Raw genomic sequence first — 19,124 nt, 5'->3', positions numbered from 1 at the left:
CGGTTGTTGGGCCCTTGCGCCGGACCGGCCCGATGGGCAGGGTGCGGACATGGGCAACGATCATACGACACAGCCACACGAGAGCGACGACCGGGCGTTCCGCTTTCGGTCGGGGGCGGTGGTGCGCGCCGGTTGGCTGGCTGGCGACCTGCCGTTCCTGACGCGCAGCCTGCGCTTCCTGCTGCGCGCGCCGGCCGACGATCTGCGGGCCGAGTTCGGGCTGGACGCGGGGGATGTCGGGGTGCTGGCGGTGGTGGATACCAACCCCGGCGTCACGCAAAACGATCTGGCGGCCTCGCTGGTGCTGAAGAAATCGGCGGTCACGCGGGTCGTGCAGCGGCTGGAGAAACGCGGCGTCCTGATTCGGCGCCGCAGCACCGAGGACCGGCGCGCGAACCGGCTGACTCTGACCCCCGAGGGGGTGCGCCTGGCGGTGGCGGTGCGCAAGGCGATGACCGCGCGCCACGACACCTGGTTCCAGGACATCGCCCCGGCTGATCGCGCGGTGTTCTTCGACGTGCTGTTCCGGCTGGTCGATCACCTGGCGGCGACGGTTCCACCGGGCGAGGGCGGCGACGAGGACTAGCGCCGCCGACGCGGGCGGCGGCCTAGTCCAGGGTGCGGCGGAATCGCAGCAGCGCGACCAGCGAGAACACCAGCACGAAGAGCGTCAGCACCGCGAGCGAATCGGCCACCGTCGCGGCATCCGCGCCCTTCAGCATCACCGACCGGATCAGGCGCAGGAAATGGGTCAGGGGAAAGATCTCGCCCAGGGTCTGCGCCCAGCCGGGCATGCCGCGATAGGGGAACATGAATCCCGACAGCATCAGCGACGGCAGGAAGAAGAAAAAGGTGATCTGCATGGCCTGCATCTGCGTGCGCGACACGGTCGAGATGAGATACCCCAGGATCACCAGCGCCAATACGAACAGCAGGACACCACCCAGGATCAGCGCCAGAGAGCCGACAAAGGGGATGCCGAACATCGCCCGCGCCGCAACCAGCACGACGATCACCTGCACCGCCCCGACACCGAGATAGGGCAGCACCTTGCCCAGCATGATCTCGAGCGGGCTGGCGGGCATCGACAGCAGGTTCTCCATCGTGCCGCGTTCGGTCTCGCGGGTCAGCGCCATCGAGGTCATCATGACCATGGTCAACTGCAAGATGACCCCCAACAAGGCCGGGACGATGTTGTATTGGGTGATGCCCTCGGGGTTGTAGCGGCGATGCACGGTGATCCCCAGGGGGATCGCCGGGGGCGGGCCGGTGCCGGCCTCGCGTTGCAGGGCCTCTTGCGCGACGGTGGACAGGGTCGAGATCGCGCCCGAGGCGACCGAGGGGTCGGTGGCGTCGGCCTCGATCAGGATCTGCGCGGGGTCGCCGCGTTCGATCCGCCGGCCGAAGTCCGACGGCACGGTGACGACGAAGCTGACATCGCCGCGCGCGATCATCGCCTCGGCCTCGGTCGCGGTGGCATTGGGGGCGATGAACCGGTAATACCCGGTCAGTTCCAGCGCCGAGACCATCGCCCGCGTGAAGCGGTCCTGCACCGGGGCGACCAGCGCGGCCGGCAGTTCCTTTGGATCGGTGTTGATCGCGTAGCCGAACAGCACCAACTGCACCAGCGGCACCGCCAGCATCATCGCAAAGGTCAGCCGGTCGCGGCGCATCTGGATCGTTTCCTTGACCAGCAGCGCCCTGAGCCGCCCGAGGGAAAAGAACCGCCCGATCATGCCATGTTGTCCTGCGCGGTGCCCATGAGCTGGATGAACACATCCTCGAGACTGGTTTCCGAGGGCGCGGCGGCACAGCCCGTTTCGGCGGCGACGCGCGCGACCGTGGCGGCCAGCGCCGCGCCGTCGCGGCCCACCACGTGCAGCGTGGCCCCGAACGGCGCCACCTGATCCACGCCCGGGGCGCCGCGCAACCGCCGCGCGGCCTCGCCGACGCCGGCGCCGGTCAGCACCATCGTCGTCAACCCCGCGTCGCGCACCACCTCGGCCACGGTGCCCCGGGCGATCAGGTGGCCATAGCTGATATAGGCGATGCGGTGGCAGCGCTCGGCCTCGTCCATGTAGTGGGTCGAGACCAGCACCGTCAGGCCGTCGTGCGCCAGGCGGTGGATCTCGTCCCAGAATTCGCGCCGGGCCTTGGGATCGACGCCCGCGGTCGGCTCGTCCAGCATCAGCAGGTCCGGCTTGTGCATGACGCAGGCCGCCAGCGCCAGGCGCTGCTTCCAGCCGCCCGACAGCTTGCCCGCCAACTGCCCCTTGCGACTGAGAAGGCCCAGATCCTCGAGCGTGTCGCTGACCACCCGGCGCGCGGGTTTCATGCCGTAGAGCCCGGCGACGAATCGCAGGTTCTCCTCGATCGTCAGGTCCTCGTAGAACGAGAATTTCTGCGTCATGTAGCCCACCCGCCGCTTGATCGCTCCGCGTGCGCGGCGGATGTCCAGGCCCAGGACGCGGCCCTGGCCCTCGTCGGGTTCCAAGAGGCCGCACATCATGCGGATGGTGGTTGTCTTGCCCGAACCGTTGGGGCCCAGAAAACCCATGATCTCGCCCCGCGCGACCTCCATCGTCACGTTGTCCACCACGGTGCGGTCGCCGAACCGCTTGGTCAGGCCGGTGACCGTGATCGCCGCCTCGGTCTGTGCGGCGGGCGGGGTGGAGCCGGAAGCGGGGGTCATTCCATGGCGCCGGATGCAGGGTCGCCGGGCAGCGCGACATCGACGATCTGCCCGGGCTTCAGGTCACCGCCCACGGGCGCGGCCTCGACCAGATAGACCAGGGTCTGGCGGTTCTCGAGGGAATAGATCACCGGCGGCGTGAATTCGGGCTCGTCGGAAATATAGGTGATGCGGGCGGTGATGCCGGGCGCGCAGCCATCGCAGTGCACCTGCAACATATCGCCCACATGGATCCGCGCGAACGAGGGTTCGGGCACATACAGCCTGAGCTTGACCGCGCCGTCGCCCAGCACCGACAAGACCGGCGCCGAGGGCCCGGCGATCTCGCCGGGCTGGCGGATCACATCGACCACGGTCACCGGCATCGACAGCCTGAGGGCGCGCTGGCCCAGCGCCCAGTCGGCGCGGTCGCGGGCGGCCTCGGCGGCATGAACCGAGGCCTGCGCCTGGGCGATGGCGTTGGGCCGCGCGGGCAGGCGGGCCACGGAAAGCTGCGCCTCGATCTGCGCGACCGAGGCCTCGGCCACCTGCACCGCGGTTTCGGCGTCGTCGCGCTGGGCGTCCGAGGCGACACCCCGGTCGGCCAGCCCGATCAGCCGGTCGCGCTGGCGCGTTGCCTCGGCCAGGCGGGCGCGCGCGGCCGAGAGATTGGCCTCGATCACGCGGATTTCCTCGGGGCGGGCGCCTTGCAGTAGATCGGTCAGGGCGCTCTGGGCGCGGGCGAGATTGGCCTCGGCCTCGGCCAGGGCGATCTCGGCGTCGCGCGATTCCATCGTTACCAGCCGCACCCCAGCGGGGACCCGATCGCCGCGCGCCACCGCGACCTCGGCCACCTGCGCGACGGCGACGGGCGCGACCAGGGTGAATTCCCCTTCGACATAGCCGGTGGCGAAGGGTGCCGGCGGCGCGCACAGGCTGAGCAACGAGGCCGCGAGGGGCAGGGAGCACAGGAAACTCATGACGCGCCTTTCCGTTTGTGGCGCCATTCTTTCGAAATCGCGTGCCGAGAGCAAGCGCAGCCATTGCCGCACGGCGAGGCGTTCAAGGGGTCAGCAGGCGCGTGAACAGCGTGTCCAGAAAGGCCTCGGCCCCCGCCATCGGGTCGGTGTCGCCGCGGATCAACCGGATCTGGGCATCGAAATCGGCGTAATGCTGGGTCAGCGCCCAGATCGAGAAGATCAGGTGATAGGGATCGACCGCGGTCAGCCGACCTTCGGCGCTCCAGCCGCGGATGACGGCGGCCTTGGCATCGACCAGCGCCTTCAGATCGCCCGCGATCGCGTCCGAAAGCCGGGGCGCGCCTTGCAGGACCTCGTTGGCGAACAGCCGGCTTTCGCGCGGATAGTCGCGCGACATCTCCAGCTTTCGGCGCATGTAGCCCATGATCTCGGCGCGCGGATCGCCCGCGGGATCAAGCGCGCGGAGCGGGGCCAGCCAGACATCCAGCAGATTGTCCAGCAGCGCGCGGTGCATGGTTTCCTTGCTGTCGAAGTAATACAGCAGGTTCGGCTTCGACAGCCCCGCGACGCCGGCAATCTGGTCCAGCGTGGCGCCGCGAAAACCCTGGGCCGAAAAGACGTCGAGCGCCGCGTCGAGGATCTTGCGCCGGTTGCGGCGCTGGATGCGTGTGGTCATCGGTCGGCGCACCCGCCCGTCAGGCCGATGCCGCGCAGGATGATACCGCACACCGTGTCGGTGGCGTCGGCCCATTGCGCATCGGACAGCGCGCCATGGTTCAGAACCTCGATCTGATGGGCGAAATCGGCGTAATGCTGGGTCGTCGCCCAGATCATGTAGAGCAGCCAGCGCGGATCGACGGGGCGGATTGCCCCGGCGTCGATCCACCGCCGGATGACGGCGATACGGGTCTCGGTCCAGGTGCGCAGCGTGGTTTCCAGATAGTCCTGGACGATGGGCGCGCCGTGCATCACCTCGCTGGCCCAGACCTTGGACCCATAGCGATGTTCGCGCGACAACTGCATCTTGCGCGCGATATAGCGGCGCAGCGCGACCTCGGGCGCGGCCTCGGTCTCGAAACTGTCGGCCGCCTCCAGCCAGACCATGAAGATGCGCTCGACCACCTGGCGATACAGCTTTTCCTTCGAGGCGAAATAGTAGTGCAGGTTGGCCTTGGGCAGCCCGCAGGCGTCCGCGATGGCCTGCATCGTCGCGCCGCCGAAGCCGGCCTCGGCAAAGACGACCTCGGCCGCGTCGAGGATCTGTCGCTCGGTTTCCTCGCGCATTTCGGCGCGCGTGCCCGATTTTTCAGCGCCCTCGCTCTGAGCCATGCGCGCCCTGCTCCCCCCGCTTCGCCGGTCCCGAAATAACCTTGACTGGTTGGTCAGGTCTGTTAGCGTCCGATCTGTGCCCGGTGCCCCATGTCCGGTTTTCGGCCCGAGAATAGGCCCCGGCGCGCGCCGTGACAACCCGGCCCGCCCGGGCCGCTGGAGAGACCGATGAGCCTCGATCACCCTTCGACCCCCAATGACCTGTCGGCGTTCTGGATGCCGTTCACCGCGAACCGCCAGTTCAAGCAGGCGCCGCGTCTGCTGGTCGCCGCGCAGGACATGCACTACACCAGCCACGACAACCGCCAGATCCTGGACGGCACGGCGGGCCTGTGGTGCTGCAACGCCGGTCACTGCCGCCCGACGATCGTCGAGGCGATCCAGAAATCCGCGGCCGAGCTGGACTATGCGCCGGCCTTCCAGATGGGCCATCCGGCGGCATTTGAACTGGCGAACGTTCTGGTCGGCATGGCGCCCGAAGGGTTCGACCACGTCTTCTTCACCAATTCGGGCTCGGAATCGGTCGATACCGCGCTGAAGATCGCGCTGGCCTATCACCGCGCCCGGGGCGAGGGGTCGCGCACGCGGCTGATCGGCCGCGAAAAGGGCTATCACGGGGTCGGGTTCGGCGGCATTTCGGTCGGGGGGCTGGTGAACAACCGGCGCGTCTTCGGCACGCTTCTGAACGGTGTCGATCACATGAGCCATACCTATCTGGGCGATCCCAACCGCTGGGCCCGGGGCCTGCCCGAACACGGCGCCGATCTGGCCGACGAACTGGAACGCATCGTCGCGCTGCACGGGGCCGACACCATCGCCGCCGTGATCGTCGAACCCGTCGCCGGGTCGGCGGGGGTGATCCTGCCTCCCAAGGGCTACCTGGAACGGCTGCGCGCGATCACCCGCAAGCATGGCATCCTGCTGATCTTCGACGAGGTCATCACCGGGTTCGGCCGTCTGGGCACGCCCTTTGCGGCGGATTACTTCGGCGTCATGCCCGACCTCATGACGACGGCCAAGGGGCTGACCTCGGGGACGGTGCCGATGGGCGCGGTGTTCGCGACGGGGGCGGTGCACGACGCCTTCATGACCGGGCCCGAGCACATGATCGAGTTGTTCCACGGCTACACCTATTCCGGGTCGCCCATCGCCTGCGCGGCCGGGCTGGCGACACAGGCGCTTTACAAGGCCGAGGGGCTGTTCGATCGCTGCGCCGCCATTGCGCCCTATTGGGAAGAGGCGCTGCATTCCCTGAAGGGCACGCGCCACGTCATCGACATCCGCAACCTTGGCCTGATCGGCGCGATCGAACTCGAGCCGATGCCGGGCGCGCCCACCAAGCGCGCCTTCAATGCCTTCCTCAAGGCCTATGAAAAGGGCATCCTGATCCGCACCACCGGCGACATCATCGCCATGTCGCCGCCGCTCATCATCGAAAAGGCGCACATCGACCAGTTGGTGGGCACGATCAAGGACGTGCTCGACGCGCTGGACTGACTTGCCACGGCGTCGGGTCCGCCCGGCGCCGATTCCCCGCCAAGGGCGGCGACAGATCGCCCGCAACCGACAGGAGAGACCATGACCGCGCCCGCCGCGAATCTGCGCATCAACCCCGACCGGCTGTGGGACAGTCTGATGGAGATGGCCAAGATCGGCCCCGGCGTGGCCGGTGGCAACAATCGCCAGACCCTGACCGACGAGGACGGCGAGGGCCGGCACCTGTTCCGGCGGTGGTGCGAATCGGCGGGGATGACCGTCGGCGTCGATCAGATCGGAAACATGTTCGCGACCCGCCCGGGCGAGGACCCGGCGGCGCTGCCGGTCTACATGGGCAGCCACCTGGACACCCAGCCGACCGGCGGCAAATACGACGGGGTGCTGGGGGTTCTGGGCGCGCTCGAGGCGGTGCGCACGATGAACGACCTGGGGGTGAAGACCAGGCACCCGATCGTCGTGGTGAACTGGACGAACGAGGAGGGCACGCGCTTTGCCCCGGCGATGCTGGCCTCGGGCGTGTTCGCCGGGCGGCACACACTGGACTGGGCCTATGACCGGGTGGATGCCAGGGGCAAGCGGTTCGGCGACGAATTGGCGCGGATCGGCTGGAAGGGCGACGAGGCGGTCGGCGCGCGCAAGATGCACGCGCTTTACGAACTGCACATCGAACAGGGGCCGATCCTGGAAGCCGAGGGCAAGGATATCGGCGTGGTGACGCATGGCCAGGGCCTCAGGTGGATCGAATGCACGGTGACGGGCAAGGAAAGCCACACCGGCTCGACGCCGATGCACATGCGCAGGAACGCGGGCCGTGGCCTGGCGCTGGTGACCGAACTGGTGCACGAGATCGCCATGAAGAACCAGCCCGGCGCGGTGGGGGCGATCGGTCATATCGACGTCTATCCCAACAGCCGCAACATCATCCCGGGCAGGGTGGTGTTCACGGTGGACATGCGCACGCATCGGCTGGACACGCTGAACGCGATGGTGGCCGAGTTGATGGCGCGGGCACCGCAGCTTTGCGAGGGGATCGGCGTCGGCTTCGACGCGCAGATCGTCGGCCAGTTCGATCCGCCCGCCTTTGACGAGACCTGCGTCGCGCGGGTGCGCAGCGCGGCCGAGCGGCTGGGCTATTCGCACATGGATATCGTGTCGGGCGCCGGGCATGACGCCTGCTGGATCAACGACATCGCGCCCACGGCGATGATCATGTGCCCCTGCGTGGACGGGTTGAGCCACAACGAGGCCGAGGAGATCTCGAAGGATTGGGCGGCGGCCGGGACGGATGTTTTGCTGCACGCGGTTCTGGAGACGGCCGAGGTCGTCGGCTGACGGGGCGCGCGGCGCTCGGCCCCCGTCGAGGGGGCCTCGCGCCGGTGGGGGCTGGCCCCCACGCCCCGACCGGGAGGATTTTCCATCCTCCCGGACCCTCCTGGAGGATATTTGAGGCACAAAGATGGGACGGGCCTGGGACGACGAGGGGACCACAGCGCGGATCGCGGACCTGATCGCGGCCGAGATCGACGCGTTCGATGCCTCGACCAGGGCCGCAAGGATGACGCTGGCCGCGTTCGAGGACCGCCGCGTGCGCCGCAACCGGGCGGTGACGGTGACGTTTTCCGGCGGGATCGAGCGGCGATGCTGGACGGTCACCCGGTCGGACGGGTGCTATAGCGTGTTGTTCCTGCCCGGGCCCGGGTGTTTCGCGCTGTGCGTGGACAGCGACTTCGGGCCACTGGATATTGGCGTGCACGGGCGCGCGCTGGATTGTTTCGCATCGGTATAGAAGGGGAGAGGACATGAGCACGGTCATTCGCAACGGCACCATCGTCACCGCCGACCTGACCTACAAGGCGGATGTGCGCATCGAGGGCGGCGTCATCACCGAGATCGGCCAGGGGCTGACCGGAACGACCGAACTGGACGCGACGGGTTGCTATGTCATGCCCGGCGGGATCGATCCGCACACGCATCTCGAGATGCCATTCATGGGCACCTATTCGAGCGACGATTTCGAAAGCGGCACGCGCGCGGCCTTGGCCGGCGGCACGACGATGGTCGTCGATTTCGCGTTGCCCAACCCCGGGCAGGGGCTGCTCGATGCGTTGCAGATGTGGGACAACAAATCCACCCGCGCGAATTGCGACTACAGTTTCCACATGGCCGTGACCTGGTGGGGCGAGCCGGTGTTCGACCAGATGGCGACCGTCGTGCGCGAGCGGGGGATCAACACCTTCAAGCATTTCATGGCCTACAAGGGCGCCTTGATGGTGAACGACGACGAGATGTTCGCCTCGTTCAAGCGGCTGGCGGAACTGGGGGCGACGGCGCTGGTTCACGCCGAGAACGGCGACGTGGTGGCGGAACTGACGGCAAAGCTGCTGGCCGAGGGCAACATCGGCCCCGAGGCGCATGCCTATTCCCGCCCGCCGCAGGTCGAGGGCGAGGCGACCAACCGCGCGATCATGATCGCCGACATGGCCGGCGTGCCGCTTTATGTGGTGCATACCTCGTGCGAGGAAAGCCACGAGGCGATCCGCCGCGCCAAGCAGGCCGGAAAGCGCGTCTGGGGCGAGCCGCTGATCCAGCACCTGACGCTGGACGAAAGCGAATACTTCAACCCCGACTGGGACCACGCCGCGCGCCGCGTGATGTCGCCGCCGTTTCGCAACAAGAAGCACCAGGACAGCCTTTGGGCGGGGTTGCAGGCGGGGACCTTGTCGTGCGTGGCGACCGACCATTGCGCCTTTACCACCGATCAGAAACGCTATGGCGTGGGCGATTTCTCCAAGATCCCGAACGGCACCGGGGGGCTCGAGGACCGGATGCCGATGCTGTGGACGCATGGCGTGGCGACCGGGCGTCTGACGATGAACGAATTCGTCGCCGTGACCAGCACCAACATCGCCAAGATCATGAACATGTATCCGAAAAAAGGCGCGGTTCTGGTGGGTGCGGATGCCGACCTGGTGGTCTGGGACCCCGGCAAATCCAAGACGATCTCGGCCGCCAGCCAGCAATCCGCGATTGATTACAACGTGTTCGAGGGCCAGCAGGTCACCGGTCTGCCGCGCTTCACGCTGACCCGGGGCAAGGTCGCCGTGCACGACGGCGAGATCCGCACCGAGGAAGGCCACGGCAAGTTCGTGAAACGCGAGCCCAACGCGACAGTGAACAAGGCGCTGTCCTCGTGGAAGGCGTTGACCGCCCCGCGGCCCGTTCAGCGCAGCGGCATTCCGGCGACGGGGGTGTGATGCAGGCGGCCGTTCCCGCGCCCGTGATCTCGGCGCAAGACCTCAACCTGACGTTCCACACCAACGACGGGCCGGTGCACGCCCTCAAGGACGTGAGCCTGTCCGTCGCCAAGGGCGAATTCGTCAGCTTCATCGGCCCTTCGGGCTGCGGGAAAACGACACTTCTGCGCGCGATCGCGGATCTCGAACAGCCGACCTCGGGGCGATTGACCGTCAACGGAATGACCCCCGAGGCCGCGCGCAAGGCCCGCGCCTATGGCTATGTATTTCAGGCAGCCGGACTGTATCCCTGGCGCACGATCGAGGGGAACGTGAAGCTCCCCCTTGAAATCATGGGGTATTCCAAGGCCGACCAGGCCGAGCGCGCGGCGCGGGTTCTGGAGCTGGTCGAATTGAAGGGCTTCGAGAAGAAATTTCCCTGGCAGTTGTCGGGCGGGATGCAGCAGCGGGCCTCGATCGCGCGGGCCCTGGCCTTTGACGCCGATATCCTGCTGATGGACGAACCCTTCGGCGCGCTGGACGAGATCGTCCGCGACCGTCTGAACGAGGAGTTGCTGAAGCTCTGGGCGCGGACCGAAAAGACCATCGGCTTCGTCACCCACTCGATCCCCGAGGCGGTCTATCTGTCCACGAAAATCGTGGTGATGAGCCCGCGCCCGGGGCGGATCACCGATGTCATCGACTCGACCCTGCCGCGCGAGCGTCCGCTCGACATCCGCGACACGCCCGAGTTCATCGCCATCGCGCACCGGGTGCGCGAGGGGTTGCGGGCGGGGTATGACAGCGATGCGTAGGCTGGTCCTTGCCCTTGTCCTGCTGCTGGCCGGGCCGGCCCTGGCGCAGGGGTTCACCACCCGCGAGATCGGTCGCGACGGCGACCTGATCGGCGTGGCGGCGCTGCTGCCGATGGACGGCGCGGATTTCCTGTCGGCCTGGAACACACCCCGCGAAACCCCTGACGATCTGCCCGAGATGAGCGTTGCCACCGCCGGCCAGGTCGTCAGTTTCGTGCTGTTCGCCGCCGGCATGGGCCTGAACGACCAGCACGCGACGCTGGACTGCCATGTCGCCTTTCTGACTCGCGATGGCGAGGGGCAGGTGGTGCAGGACGGCCCCTGCCTGACAACCCCGGTCGAGGGCGACGGCACCGCCATTCAACCCGCCTATCTGTTCGATTTCCGCATCCCCGACAGTTTTGCCGGCGAGATCGTCGCCATTGGCGCGCGGCTGACCGACCGGGGCACCGGCAGCAGCGTCGCGATGCGGCTGGCGATGCCGGTGGTCGCAGCCGGGGAGGCGGGGGAATGAGACGCAGCCTGCCTGTCCTTGCCGTCGTCTTGACCTTGCTGGGCCTGTGGTATCTGCTGGTCATCCCGATGAACGCCAAATGGGAACGCGACCAGGCCGCGCGCGCGGGCACCGATCTGCCCTTTGGCACCCTGGTCGCGAACACGATGCGCCAGGACCGCCCGGTGCTGCCCGCCCCGCATCAGGTGGTGCAGGAGTTGTGGAATTCCACCGTGGTCGAGGAATTCACCGGTCGGCGCGGCCTGTGGCGGTCGGGCAGCCTGTCCAATCGCAGCCTGGTCTACCACGGGCTGGTGACGCTGAGCGCGACGATGCTGGGCTTTGTCATCGGCACCGGCGCGGGCATCCTGCTGGCGATCGGCATCGTCTACAACAAGGCGATGGATGCCTCGGTCATGCCCTGGGCCATCGCCAGCCAGACGATCCCGATCATCGCGCTGGCGCCGATGATCATCGTCGTGCTGAACTCGGTGGGGATCTCGGGGTTGATCCCCAAGGCGATCATCGCCGCCTATCTCAGCTTTTTCCCGGTCGTCGTGGGGATGGTCAAGGGCCTGCGCGCGCCCGATGCGATGCAATTGGACCAGATGAAGACCTGGTCGGCCTCGGGCGGGCAGGTGTTCCGCACGCTGCGCCTGCCGTCGTCGATGCCCTATCTCTTTGCCTCGCTCAAGGTGGGCGTGGCGGCGGCGCTGGTCGGCACCATCGTCGGCGAGCTGCCGGTGCAGCAGGGCGGACTGGGTGTGCGGCTGCTCAGCGGCAGCTACTATGGCCAGACGGTGCAGATCTGGGCCGCGCTCTTTGCCGCCGCGATCCTTGCGGCGGGGCTGGTCTGGATCGTCGCGCTGATCGAAAAGCGCGTGCTCGAGCGGATGGGGATGGCACCATGACCGGGTTGCGCGTCGCTTATGCGCTGGCGGTCCTGACCGCGTGCTGGGTGCCGGTCGCGGCCGGGGCCGAACCCTCGGTTGCGGTGCTGGGGGCGCTGGTGCTGGCGCTGGTGATCGATTCGGCGCTTGACGCCTGCCGCCGCCGGGGCTGGCGCGCGCTGGGTCTTCTGGCGCTGTGGAACGCGCTCGTGGTCGCGGCGGCGGGGCTGGCGCTGCACCAGTCCGGGGCCGAGAGCGGGGCCTTCTGGGCGGAGGTCGTGGCGGTCTGGCTGGGCGCCTGGCTGCTGGTCTCGCGGGTCGCCGCGCTGCCGCGGCGGCCCGGGCCCTGGGGGCGGCTGCTGGCGCTCATAGCCCCGGTTCTGTTCGGGTTGACGGTGCTGTGGATCTGGGAGGTGGTGGTGGACGCGCTGAATGTGCCGCGCGTCATCCTGCCCGCGCCCAGCGAGATCGGTGCGCGGCTGTCCGATTCGACCGACACGCTGTGGATCGACCTGGTGCAGACCTTTGGCCGGGGCGCGCTGGCGGGCTTTACCATCGGCTGCGGCACCGCGATCGTGTTCGCCCTGGTGGTGGATCGCTACCCGTTTTTGCGGCGCGGCCTGTTGCCGGTGGGCAACTTCCTGGCCGCGTTGCCGATCATCGGCACGGCGCCGATCTTCGTCATGTGGTTCGGGTTCGACTGGCCCAGCAAGGCGGCGGTGGTGGTGGCGATGGTGTTTTTCCCGATGCTGGTGAACACCGTGCAGGGGCTGGCCGCGACCGACGCGATGCAGCGCGACCTGATGCACACCTATTCCGCCGGCTGGTGGCAGACGTTGGTCACGCTGCGACTGCCGGCGGCCATGCCCTTTGTGTTCAACGGGCTGAAAATCTGTGCAACCCTGGCCCTGATCGGGTCGATCGTGGCCGAATTCTTCGGCTCGCCGACCTATGGCATGGGGTTCCGCATCTCGACCGAGGTCGGGCGCTTGCAGCTTGACATGGTCTGGGCCGAAATCGCCGTGGCAGCGCTGCTTGGCACGCTGTTCTACGGCGTCTGGGCTCTGCTCGAACGGCGGGTGACATTCTGGCACCCGTCGCAGCGCAGCAGGTAATTCCGGCGCAAAGCCGGGCAACAAGGAGGTGGAAGATGTCGAAGTTGAAACTTGCGGGGCTGACCTCGGCGCTGGCGATGCTGGCGGGAATGGCCAGCGCAAACGACCCGGTGACGCTGCAACTGAAATGGGTGACGCAAGGCCAATTCGCCGGGTACTACGTCGCGCTGGACAACGGCTATTACGAGGACGAAGGCCTCGACGTCACGATTCTCCCCGGCGGTCCCGATCTCGCACCCGTGCAGGTGCTGATGGGTGGCGGCGCGGATGTCATGGTTGACTGGATGCCCTCGGCGCTGGCGGCGCGCGAGCAAGGGGCGCTGGTGGTCAACATTGCCCAGCCCGTCGCGCGATCTGGCCTGATGCTGGTTTGCTGGGCTGATTCGGGTATCACGACGCCCGAAGATTTCCGGGGGCACCGGATTGGGACCTGGTTCTTCGGAAACGAGATTCCGCTGCTGAACTGGCTGTCGCAGCTCGGTATTCCGACCACCGGCGGCGAAGACGGGGTCGAGATTCTTCGCATCGGATTCAGTGCCGATCCGCTGCTGCAACGCCAGGCCGATTGCATCACGGCGATGACCTACAACGAGTATTGGCAAGTGATGGATGCCGGCGTCACCCCGGACCAGCTCGTGATTTTCCGCTATGACGACTACGGCGTGTCAACGCTTGAGGACGGCCTTTACGTGAACGAGGCAAACCTGTCGGACCCGGCTTTCGTCGACCGCATGGCGCGATTCGTCCGTGCCTCGATGCGCGGCTGGCAATGGGCGCTCGCGAATCCGGAAGCGGCTGCCGAGATCGTTCTCGACAATGACGAAACCGGCGCACAAACGATGGAGCATCAGGTGCGCATGGTCCGCGAGATGGCTCTGCTGACCGAGGGCTCGACCGGCGAACTGGATGAGGCGGCCTATCAGCGCACTGTCGATACGCTCTTGGGCGGCGGCTCGGACCCGGTGATCACCCGCGCCCCCGAAGGCGCCTGGACCCATGTCGTCACCGACGCCGCCATGAACTGAGGCAAAGCTGCATCACCCAAAACGCGAGCCCCGGCACACCCGATGTGCCGGGGTTTTTCATGCGCCGCGTCAGCATGTTTCGCCAAGTGTCCCGGATCATTGGGGAAACGCCGATCGTTAATCTTTGAGTCGTTCCCGCCCTGAGAGAGTGGCTTCCGGTCAAGCGGAAAAACGTTACGAACCCGTGAAAAATGGCGTTGCACGGCGGCGCGACATACGTCAGATTGTGGAAGCTGACAAAAGGGCCACTAGATATAGTAAGGCTCGCAGGGGCAGAGAAACACAGAGAGTTCCGGTTCGACAACGCCTTTTCAGGGTGTTGCGCGACGTGGCGTCCTTTGCGCCGCGGTCGGTCTTCTTGTGCCTGACGCCGCCCGCGACCCGCCATATCGTCGAAGGGCCCGTCGGAACGACAGAGACCACACGGGACAGGGCACATGAAAATCGAGCGCAAATTCACGGCCGAGGGCCAGGACGCCTATGCGGCGCTGGCCTTCAGGACGACGGTTTCCGAAATCCGGAACCCCGACGGCAAGATCGTCTTCCGCAACGATCAGGTCGAGGTGCCCGAAGGTTGGTCGCAGGTCGCCTCGGACGTGATCGCGCAGAAATACTTCCGCAAGGCCGGTGTGCCCGCGCGGCTCAAGCGCGTCGCCGAAAAGGGCGTGCCGGCGTTCCTGTGGCGCTCGGTCCCCGACGACAAGGCGCTGGCCGACCTGCCCGAAGGCGAGCGGTTCACGGGCGAAAGCTCGGCCAAGCAAGTGTTCGACCGTCTGGCCGGGGCCTGGGCCTATTGGGGCTGGAAGGGCGGCTATTTCACCTCCGAAACGGATGCCCGCGCCTATTTCGACGAAATGCGCGTGATGCTGGCCCGCCAGATGGCTGCGCCGAACAGCCCGCAGTGGTTCAACACCGGCCTGCACTGGGCCTATGGCATCGACGGCCCGTCGCAGGGGCATTTCTACGTCGATCCCTTTACCCACAAGCTGGTCAAGTCGAAGTCGTCCTACGAACATCCGCAGCCCCACGCCTGCTTCATCCAGTCGGTTTCGGACGACCTGGTGAACGAGGGCGGCATCATGGATCTGTGGGTCCGCGAGGCACGTCTGTTCAAGTATGGCTCGGGCACCGGCACGAACTTTTCCAGCCTGCGCGCCGAGGGCGAGACGCTGTCGGGCGGGGGCAAGTCCTCGGGTCTGATGGGGTTCCTGAAGATCGGCGACCGCGCGGCCGGGGCGATCAAGTCGGGCGGCACCACGCGCCGCGCGGCCAAGATGGTGATCTGCGACGTGGATCACCCCGATATCGAACAGTTCATCAACTGGAAGGTCATCGAGGAACAGAAGGTCGCCTCGCTGGTCGCCGGTTCCAAGGCGCATGAAGCGCGCCTCAACGACATCTTCGCCGCCATTCGCGCCTGGGACGGGTCCAGCGAGGACGCGGTCGATCCGGTGAAGAACCCGGGCCTGAAGGCAGCGATCCGCGCGGCCAAGAAGGCGATGATCCCCGACACCTATACCAACCGCGTGCTGCAATACGCGCGGCAGGGCTATACGTCGATCGAATTCCCGACCTATGACACCGATTGGGACAGCGAGGCCTATACCTCGGTCTCGGGGCAGAATTCGAACAACTCGGTCCGCGTCACCGACGCCTTCCTGAAGGCGGTCAAGGACGATGCCGACTGGGAGCTTTTGCGCCGCACCGACGGCAAGGTCGCCAAGACCGTGTCCGCGCGCGACCTGTGGCAACAGGTGGGTCACGCCGCTTGGGCCTGCGCCGATCCGGGCATTCAGTTCCACGACACCGTGAACGCCTGGCACACCTGCCCGGCGGATGGCGCGATCCGGGGCTCGAACCCCTGTTCGGAATACATGTTCCTCGATGACACGGCCTGCAACCTGGCCTCGATGAACCTGCTGACGTTCTACACCGACGGCGGTTTCGACGCGGAATCCTATGTGCACGCCACGCGGCTGTGGACCATCACCCTGGAAATCAGCGTGATGATGGCGCAGTTCCCGTCCAAGGAAATCGCGCAGCGCAGCTATGACTACCGCACGCTGGGCCTGGGTTATGCCAATATCGGCGGCCTGCTGATGAACATGGGCCTGGGCTATGACAGCGACGCGGGCCGGGCGATGGCCGGCGCGCTGACCGCCGTGATGACCGGGGTGAGCTACGCGACCTCGGCCGAGATGGCCGCGGAACTGGGCGCCTTCCCGGGGTTTGCGCGCAACCGCGAACACATGCTGCGCGTGATCCGCAACCACCGCCGCGCCGCCCACGGCGCCACGGATTTCGAGGGGGTCAACGTCGCCCCGGTCACACTGGACGCCGCCAACTGCCCCGATGCGCATCTGGTGGCGCTGGCCCGCAACGCCTGGGACGAGGCCCTGGCCCTGGGCGAGGCCCATGGCTACCGCAACGCGCAGGCCACGGTGATCGCGCCCACGGGCACCATCGGCCTGGTGATGGATTGCGACACCACCGGCATCGAGCCCGACTTTGCCCTGGTCAAGTTCAAGAAACTGGCCGGCGGCGGCTATTTCAAGATCATCAACCAGTCGGTTCCGGCCGCGCTGGCGAAACTGGGCTACAAGCCCGCCCAGATCGAGGAAATCGTCGCCTATGCCGTCGGTCACGGCAGCCTGGGCCAGGCGCCGCACATCAACCACACGGCGCTGATCGGCCACGGGTTCGGCCCGGCCGAGATCAAGAAGCTGGAAACCGCTCTGGCGACGGCCTTCGACATCCGCTTCGTGTTCAACCAATGGACCCTGGGGACCGAGTTCTGCACCGGCACGCTGGGCATCCCGGCGGCCAAGCTGAACGATCCGTCCTTTGACCTGCTGAAGCATCTCGGTTTTTCGCGTGCCCAGGTCGAGGCCGCGAACGATCACGTCGTCGGCACCATGACGCTGGAAGGCGCGCCGCACCTGAAGACCGAGCATTACAGCGTCTTCGATTGTGCCAACCCCTGCGGCAAGAAGGGCACGCGCTATCTCAGCGTGGACAGCCACATCCACATGATGGCGGCCGCGCAATCGTTCATCTCGGGCGCGATTTCCAAGACGATCAACATGCCGAACTCGGCCTCGATCGAGGAAACGCTGGCGGCCTACGAACTGTCGTGGTCCCTGGGTGTCAAGGCGAACGCGCTGTATCGCGACGGCTCGAAACTGTCGCAGCCGCTGGCCGCCGCCCTGATCGAGGACGACGAAGAAGCCGAGGAAATCCTGCTGACCGGCTCGATCCAGGAAAAGGCCGCCGTCATCGCCGAGAAGATCGTCGAAAAGGTCATCGTCAAGGAAATCGCCCGCGGCCGCGAGAAGCTGCCCGAGCGCCGCAAGGGCTACACCCAGAAAGCCATCGTCGGCGGGCACAAGGTCTATCTGCGCACCGGCGAATACGGGGACGGCCGCCTGGGCGAGATCTTCATCGACATGCACAAGGAAGGCGCGGGCTTCCGGGCGATGATGAACAACTTCGCCATCGCCGTGTCCGTGGGCCTGCAATACGGTGTCCCGCTCGAGGAATTCGTGGACGCCTTCACCTTCACCCGGTTCGAGCCGGCGGGCATGGTGCAGGGCAACGAGGCGATCAAGAATGCGACGTCGATCCTGGACTACATCTTCCGCGAACTGGCGATCAGCTACCTGGACCGCACCGATCTGGCGCATGTGAAGCCCACCGGCGCCTCGTTCGACGATCTCGGCGCGGGCGACAAGGAAGGGCAAAAGAACAACGTCTCGGTTGTGTCCGACGATGCCGCCTCGCGCGGGCTCGAGGTGTTGCGCCAGATCTCTTCGACCGGGTATCTGCGCAAGCGCCTGCCGCAGGAACTGGTGGTGCTGCAAGGCGGCGGTGCCACCGCCCGCAGCGTCGAGGTCGTGGCCCCGCAGGCCATTGCGCCGCTGGGCGGGCTGGCCGTGGCGACACGCAGCGAAACCTCGATCGAAGCCTTCGCGTCGGTCAGCATGGACGCCCGCACCAAGGCCAAGATGCAAGGCTACGAGGGTGACCCGTGTGGCGAATGCGGCAACTACACGCTGGTGCGCAACGGCACCTGCATGAAGTGCAACACCTGCGGCTCGACCTCGGGCTGCAGCTGATCCGCGCCCAAGGCGGACAGACGAAAGGGCCGGGGGAAACCCCGGCCCTTTTGGTTGCGCTTTGTGCGATCCCTCAGTCCAGGTCCGCCGCAGAATGGCGCTCGCGCACGCCGTCCTCGGACCAGCTGTTGTTGACCCGCTTGCCACGCTGCACCGCCGGCCGCGCCGCCAGCTCGGCCGCCCAGCGCACGACATGGGTATAGTCCTGCACCGACAGGAACTCGCCCGCGTTATAGGCGCCCCCCTCGACCAGCCGGCCATACCAGGGATAGATCGCCATGTCGGCGATGGTATAGGCGTCGCCGGCGATGTAGCGCGTCTCGGCCAGGCGGCGGTCCAGAACGTCGAGCTGGCGCTTCACCTCCATCGCGAAGCGGTTGATCGGGTATTCCCATTTCTCGGGCGCATAGGCGTAGAAATGGCCGAACCCGCCCCCCAGATAGGGCGCCGACCCCATCTGCCAGAACAGCCAGTTCAGAACCTCGGTTCTGGCCGGGCCCGCGGCTGGCAGGAACGCCCCGAACCGTTCCGCCAGGTGCATCAGGATCGAGGCGCTCTCGAACACCCGCACGGGCTCCGGGCCCGAGCGGTCCATCAGGGCCGGGATCTTCGAATTGGGGTTCACCCCGACAAAGCCCGACCCGAACTGATCGCCCTCGTTGATGTTGATCAGCCAGGCATCGTATTCGGCCCCCGAATGCCCGGCAGCCAGAAGCTCCTCGAACATCACCGTGACCTTGACCCCGTTGGGCGTGCCCAGGGAATACAGCTGAAAGGGATGCGCCCCGACCGGCAGGTCCTTGTCATGCGTCGGCCCGGCGATCGGGCGGTTGATGCTGGCAAAGCGCCCGCCGCTCTGCTGGTCCCAGGTCCAGACCTTCGGCGGCACATAAGGGGTTTCGGTGGACATCGCGTTTCCTTTGCAGTGGGTCCCCTGAACCTGCGCCCACAGGCGGAAAGG

17 protein-coding genes are annotated in these 19,124 nt (G+C 66.8%); 11 read left to right on the top strand and 6 right to left on the bottom strand.

Annotated features, from left to right (window positions below):
- Positions 1-49: 49 nt before the first annotated feature.
- Positions 50-586: a winged helix-turn-helix transcriptional regulator gene (locus H6900_13775; protein ID MCC0074348.1), complete on the top strand. Its 537-nt coding sequence runs from the start codon at positions 50-52 to the stop codon at positions 584-586.
- A gap of 22 nt (positions 587-608) precedes the next feature.
- Here the strand turns inward: H6900_13775 and H6900_13770 are convergent, their stop codons facing one another.
- From H6900_13770 to H6900_13750, 5 genes are all read right to left on the bottom strand, one after another.
- Positions 609-1,733: an ABC transporter permease gene (locus H6900_13770; protein MCC0074347.1), complete on the bottom strand. Its 1,125-nt coding sequence runs from the start codon at positions 1,731-1,733 to the stop codon at positions 609-611.
- On the bottom strand, positions 1,733-2,692 hold the full coding sequence (locus H6900_13765) for an ABC transporter ATP-binding protein (GenBank protein ID MCC0074346.1): 960 nt from the start codon (positions 2,690-2,692) through the stop codon (positions 1,733-1,735). The genes H6900_13770 and H6900_13765 overlap by 1 nt, the downstream gene beginning before the upstream one ends.
- Positions 2,689-3,651, bottom strand: a complete 963-nt coding sequence (locus H6900_13760) for an HlyD family efflux transporter periplasmic adaptor subunit (GenBank protein MCC0074345.1) — start codon at positions 3,649-3,651, stop codon at positions 2,689-2,691. The genes H6900_13765 and H6900_13760 overlap by 4 nt, the downstream gene beginning before the upstream one ends.
- A gap of 82 nt (positions 3,652-3,733) precedes the next feature.
- A complete protein-coding gene (locus H6900_13755) occupies positions 3,734-4,327 on the bottom strand; it encodes a TetR family transcriptional regulator C-terminal domain-containing protein (protein ID MCC0074344.1) in 594 nt (197 codons plus the stop codon).
- Positions 4,324-4,980 (bottom strand): TetR family transcriptional regulator C-terminal domain-containing protein, encoded by a 657-nt coding sequence (locus H6900_13750; GenBank protein MCC0074343.1) that lies wholly within the window; start codon positions 4,978-4,980, stop codon positions 4,324-4,326. The genes H6900_13755 and H6900_13750 overlap by 4 nt, the downstream gene beginning before the upstream one ends.
- A gap of 168 nt (positions 4,981-5,148) precedes the next feature.
- Between H6900_13750 and H6900_13745 the strand changes: the two genes are divergently transcribed.
- The 10 genes from H6900_13745 (at position 5,149) to H6900_13700 (ending at position 18,163) form a co-directional block, all read left to right on the top strand.
- Entirely contained in the window at positions 5,149-6,477 is a 1,329-nt protein-coding gene (locus H6900_13745; GenBank protein ID MCC0074342.1) for an aspartate aminotransferase family protein, read from the top strand.
- A gap of 81 nt (positions 6,478-6,558) precedes the next feature.
- On the top strand, positions 6,559-7,809 hold the full coding sequence (locus tag H6900_13740) for a Zn-dependent hydrolase (GenBank protein MCC0074341.1): 1,251 nt from the start codon (positions 6,559-6,561) through the stop codon (positions 7,807-7,809).
- Between the two features lie 124 nt (positions 7,810-7,933).
- Positions 7,934-8,263, top strand: a complete 330-nt coding sequence (locus H6900_13735) for a hypothetical protein (protein MCC0074340.1) — start codon at positions 7,934-7,936, stop codon at positions 8,261-8,263.
- Between the two features lie 13 nt (positions 8,264-8,276).
- Positions 8,277-9,731: a dihydropyrimidinase gene (gene hydA, locus H6900_13730; protein ID MCC0074339.1), complete on the top strand. Its 1,455-nt coding sequence runs from the start codon at positions 8,277-8,279 to the stop codon at positions 9,729-9,731.
- On the top strand, positions 9,731-10,525 hold the full coding sequence (locus H6900_13725) for an ABC transporter ATP-binding protein (protein MCC0074338.1): 795 nt from the start codon (positions 9,731-9,733) through the stop codon (positions 10,523-10,525). The genes hydA and H6900_13725 overlap by 1 nt, the downstream gene beginning before the upstream one ends.
- Positions 10,518-11,039 carry a hypothetical protein gene (locus H6900_13720; GenBank protein ID MCC0074337.1) on the top strand — a complete coding sequence of 174 codons (522 nt, stop codon included), beginning with the start codon at positions 10,518-10,520 and terminating at the stop codon, positions 11,037-11,039. Before H6900_13725 ends, H6900_13720 begins: the two co-directional genes overlap by 8 nt.
- Positions 11,036-11,929 (top strand): ABC transporter permease, encoded by an 894-nt coding sequence (locus H6900_13715; protein MCC0074336.1) that lies wholly within the window; start codon positions 11,036-11,038, stop codon positions 11,927-11,929. The genes H6900_13720 and H6900_13715 overlap by 4 nt, the downstream gene beginning before the upstream one ends.
- Positions 11,926-13,023 (top strand): ABC transporter permease, encoded by a 1,098-nt coding sequence (locus H6900_13710; protein MCC0074335.1) that lies wholly within the window; start codon positions 11,926-11,928, stop codon positions 13,021-13,023. Before H6900_13715 ends, H6900_13710 begins: the two co-directional genes overlap by 4 nt.
- A gap of 35 nt (positions 13,024-13,058) precedes the next feature.
- Positions 13,059-14,048 carry an ABC transporter substrate-binding protein gene (locus tag H6900_13705; GenBank protein ID MCC0074334.1) on the top strand — a complete coding sequence of 330 codons (990 nt, stop codon included), beginning with the start codon at positions 13,059-13,061 and terminating at the stop codon, positions 14,046-14,048.
- Between the two features lie 437 nt (positions 14,049-14,485).
- Positions 14,486-18,163: a vitamin B12-dependent ribonucleotide reductase gene (locus H6900_13700; protein MCC0074333.1), complete on the top strand. Its 3,678-nt coding sequence runs from the start codon at positions 14,486-14,488 to the stop codon at positions 18,161-18,163.
- 73 nt (positions 18,164-18,236) lie between these two features.
- Here H6900_13700 and yghU read toward each other — a convergent pair whose 3' ends face one another.
- A complete protein-coding gene (gene yghU, locus H6900_13695; GenBank protein MCC0074332.1) occupies positions 18,237-19,073 on the bottom strand; it encodes a glutathione-dependent disulfide-bond oxidoreductase in 837 nt (278 codons plus the stop codon).
- Positions 19,074-19,124 lie beyond the last annotated feature (51 nt).

Source organism: Rhodobacter sp. (assembly GCA_020637515.1).
In the GTDB taxonomy this organism is placed as follows: domain Bacteria; phylum Pseudomonadota; class Alphaproteobacteria; order Rhodobacterales; family Rhodobacteraceae; genus Pararhodobacter.
This window is presented reverse-complemented; position numbering and strand designations above follow the sequence as displayed.

What these genes read in the sequence shown, in the direction of transcription:
- H6900_13740 (MCC0074341.1), top strand. Translation starts at nt 6,559, where the DNA reads ATGACCGCGCCCGCCGCGAATCTGCGCATCAACCCCGACCGGCTGTGG.
- H6900_13755 (MCC0074344.1), bottom strand. Translation starts at nt 4,327, where the DNA reads ATGACCACACGCATCCAGCGCCGCAACCGGCGCAAGATCCTCGACGCG.
- H6900_13705 (MCC0074334.1), top strand. Translation starts at nt 13,059, where the DNA reads ATGTCGAAGTTGAAACTTGCGGGGCTGACCTCGGCGCTGGCGATGCTG.
- H6900_13760 (MCC0074345.1), bottom strand. Translation starts at nt 3,651, where the DNA reads ATGAGTTTCCTGTGCTCCCTGCCCCTCGCGGCCTCGTTGCTCAGCCTG.
- H6900_13715 (MCC0074336.1), top strand. Translation starts at nt 11,036, where the DNA reads ATGAGACGCAGCCTGCCTGTCCTTGCCGTCGTCTTGACCTTGCTGGGC.
- H6900_13775 (MCC0074348.1), top strand. Translation starts at nt 50, where the DNA reads ATGGGCAACGATCATACGACACAGCCACACGAGAGCGACGACCGGGCG.
- H6900_13745 (MCC0074342.1), top strand. Translation starts at nt 5,149, where the DNA reads ATGAGCCTCGATCACCCTTCGACCCCCAATGACCTGTCGGCGTTCTGG.
- H6900_13725 (MCC0074338.1), top strand. Translation starts at nt 9,731, where the DNA reads ATGCAGGCGGCCGTTCCCGCGCCCGTGATCTCGGCGCAAGACCTCAAC.
- H6900_13700 (MCC0074333.1), top strand. Translation starts at nt 14,486, where the DNA reads ATGAAAATCGAGCGCAAATTCACGGCCGAGGGCCAGGACGCCTATGCG.
- H6900_13750 (MCC0074343.1), bottom strand. Translation starts at nt 4,980, where the DNA reads ATGGCTCAGAGCGAGGGCGCTGAAAAATCGGGCACGCGCGCCGAAATG.
- H6900_13735 (MCC0074340.1), top strand. Translation starts at nt 7,934, where the DNA reads ATGGGACGGGCCTGGGACGACGAGGGGACCACAGCGCGGATCGCGGAC.
- hydA (MCC0074339.1), top strand. Translation starts at nt 8,277, where the DNA reads ATGAGCACGGTCATTCGCAACGGCACCATCGTCACCGCCGACCTGACC.
- H6900_13765 (MCC0074346.1), bottom strand. Translation starts at nt 2,692, where the DNA reads ATGACCCCCGCTTCCGGCTCCACCCCGCCCGCCGCACAGACCGAGGCG.
- H6900_13720 (MCC0074337.1), top strand. Translation starts at nt 10,518, where the DNA reads ATGCGTAGGCTGGTCCTTGCCCTTGTCCTGCTGCTGGCCGGGCCGGCC.
- yghU (MCC0074332.1), bottom strand. Translation starts at nt 19,073, where the DNA reads ATGTCCACCGAAACCCCTTATGTGCCGCCGAAGGTCTGGACCTGGGAC.
- H6900_13710 (MCC0074335.1), top strand. Translation starts at nt 11,926, where the DNA reads ATGACCGGGTTGCGCGTCGCTTATGCGCTGGCGGTCCTGACCGCGTGC.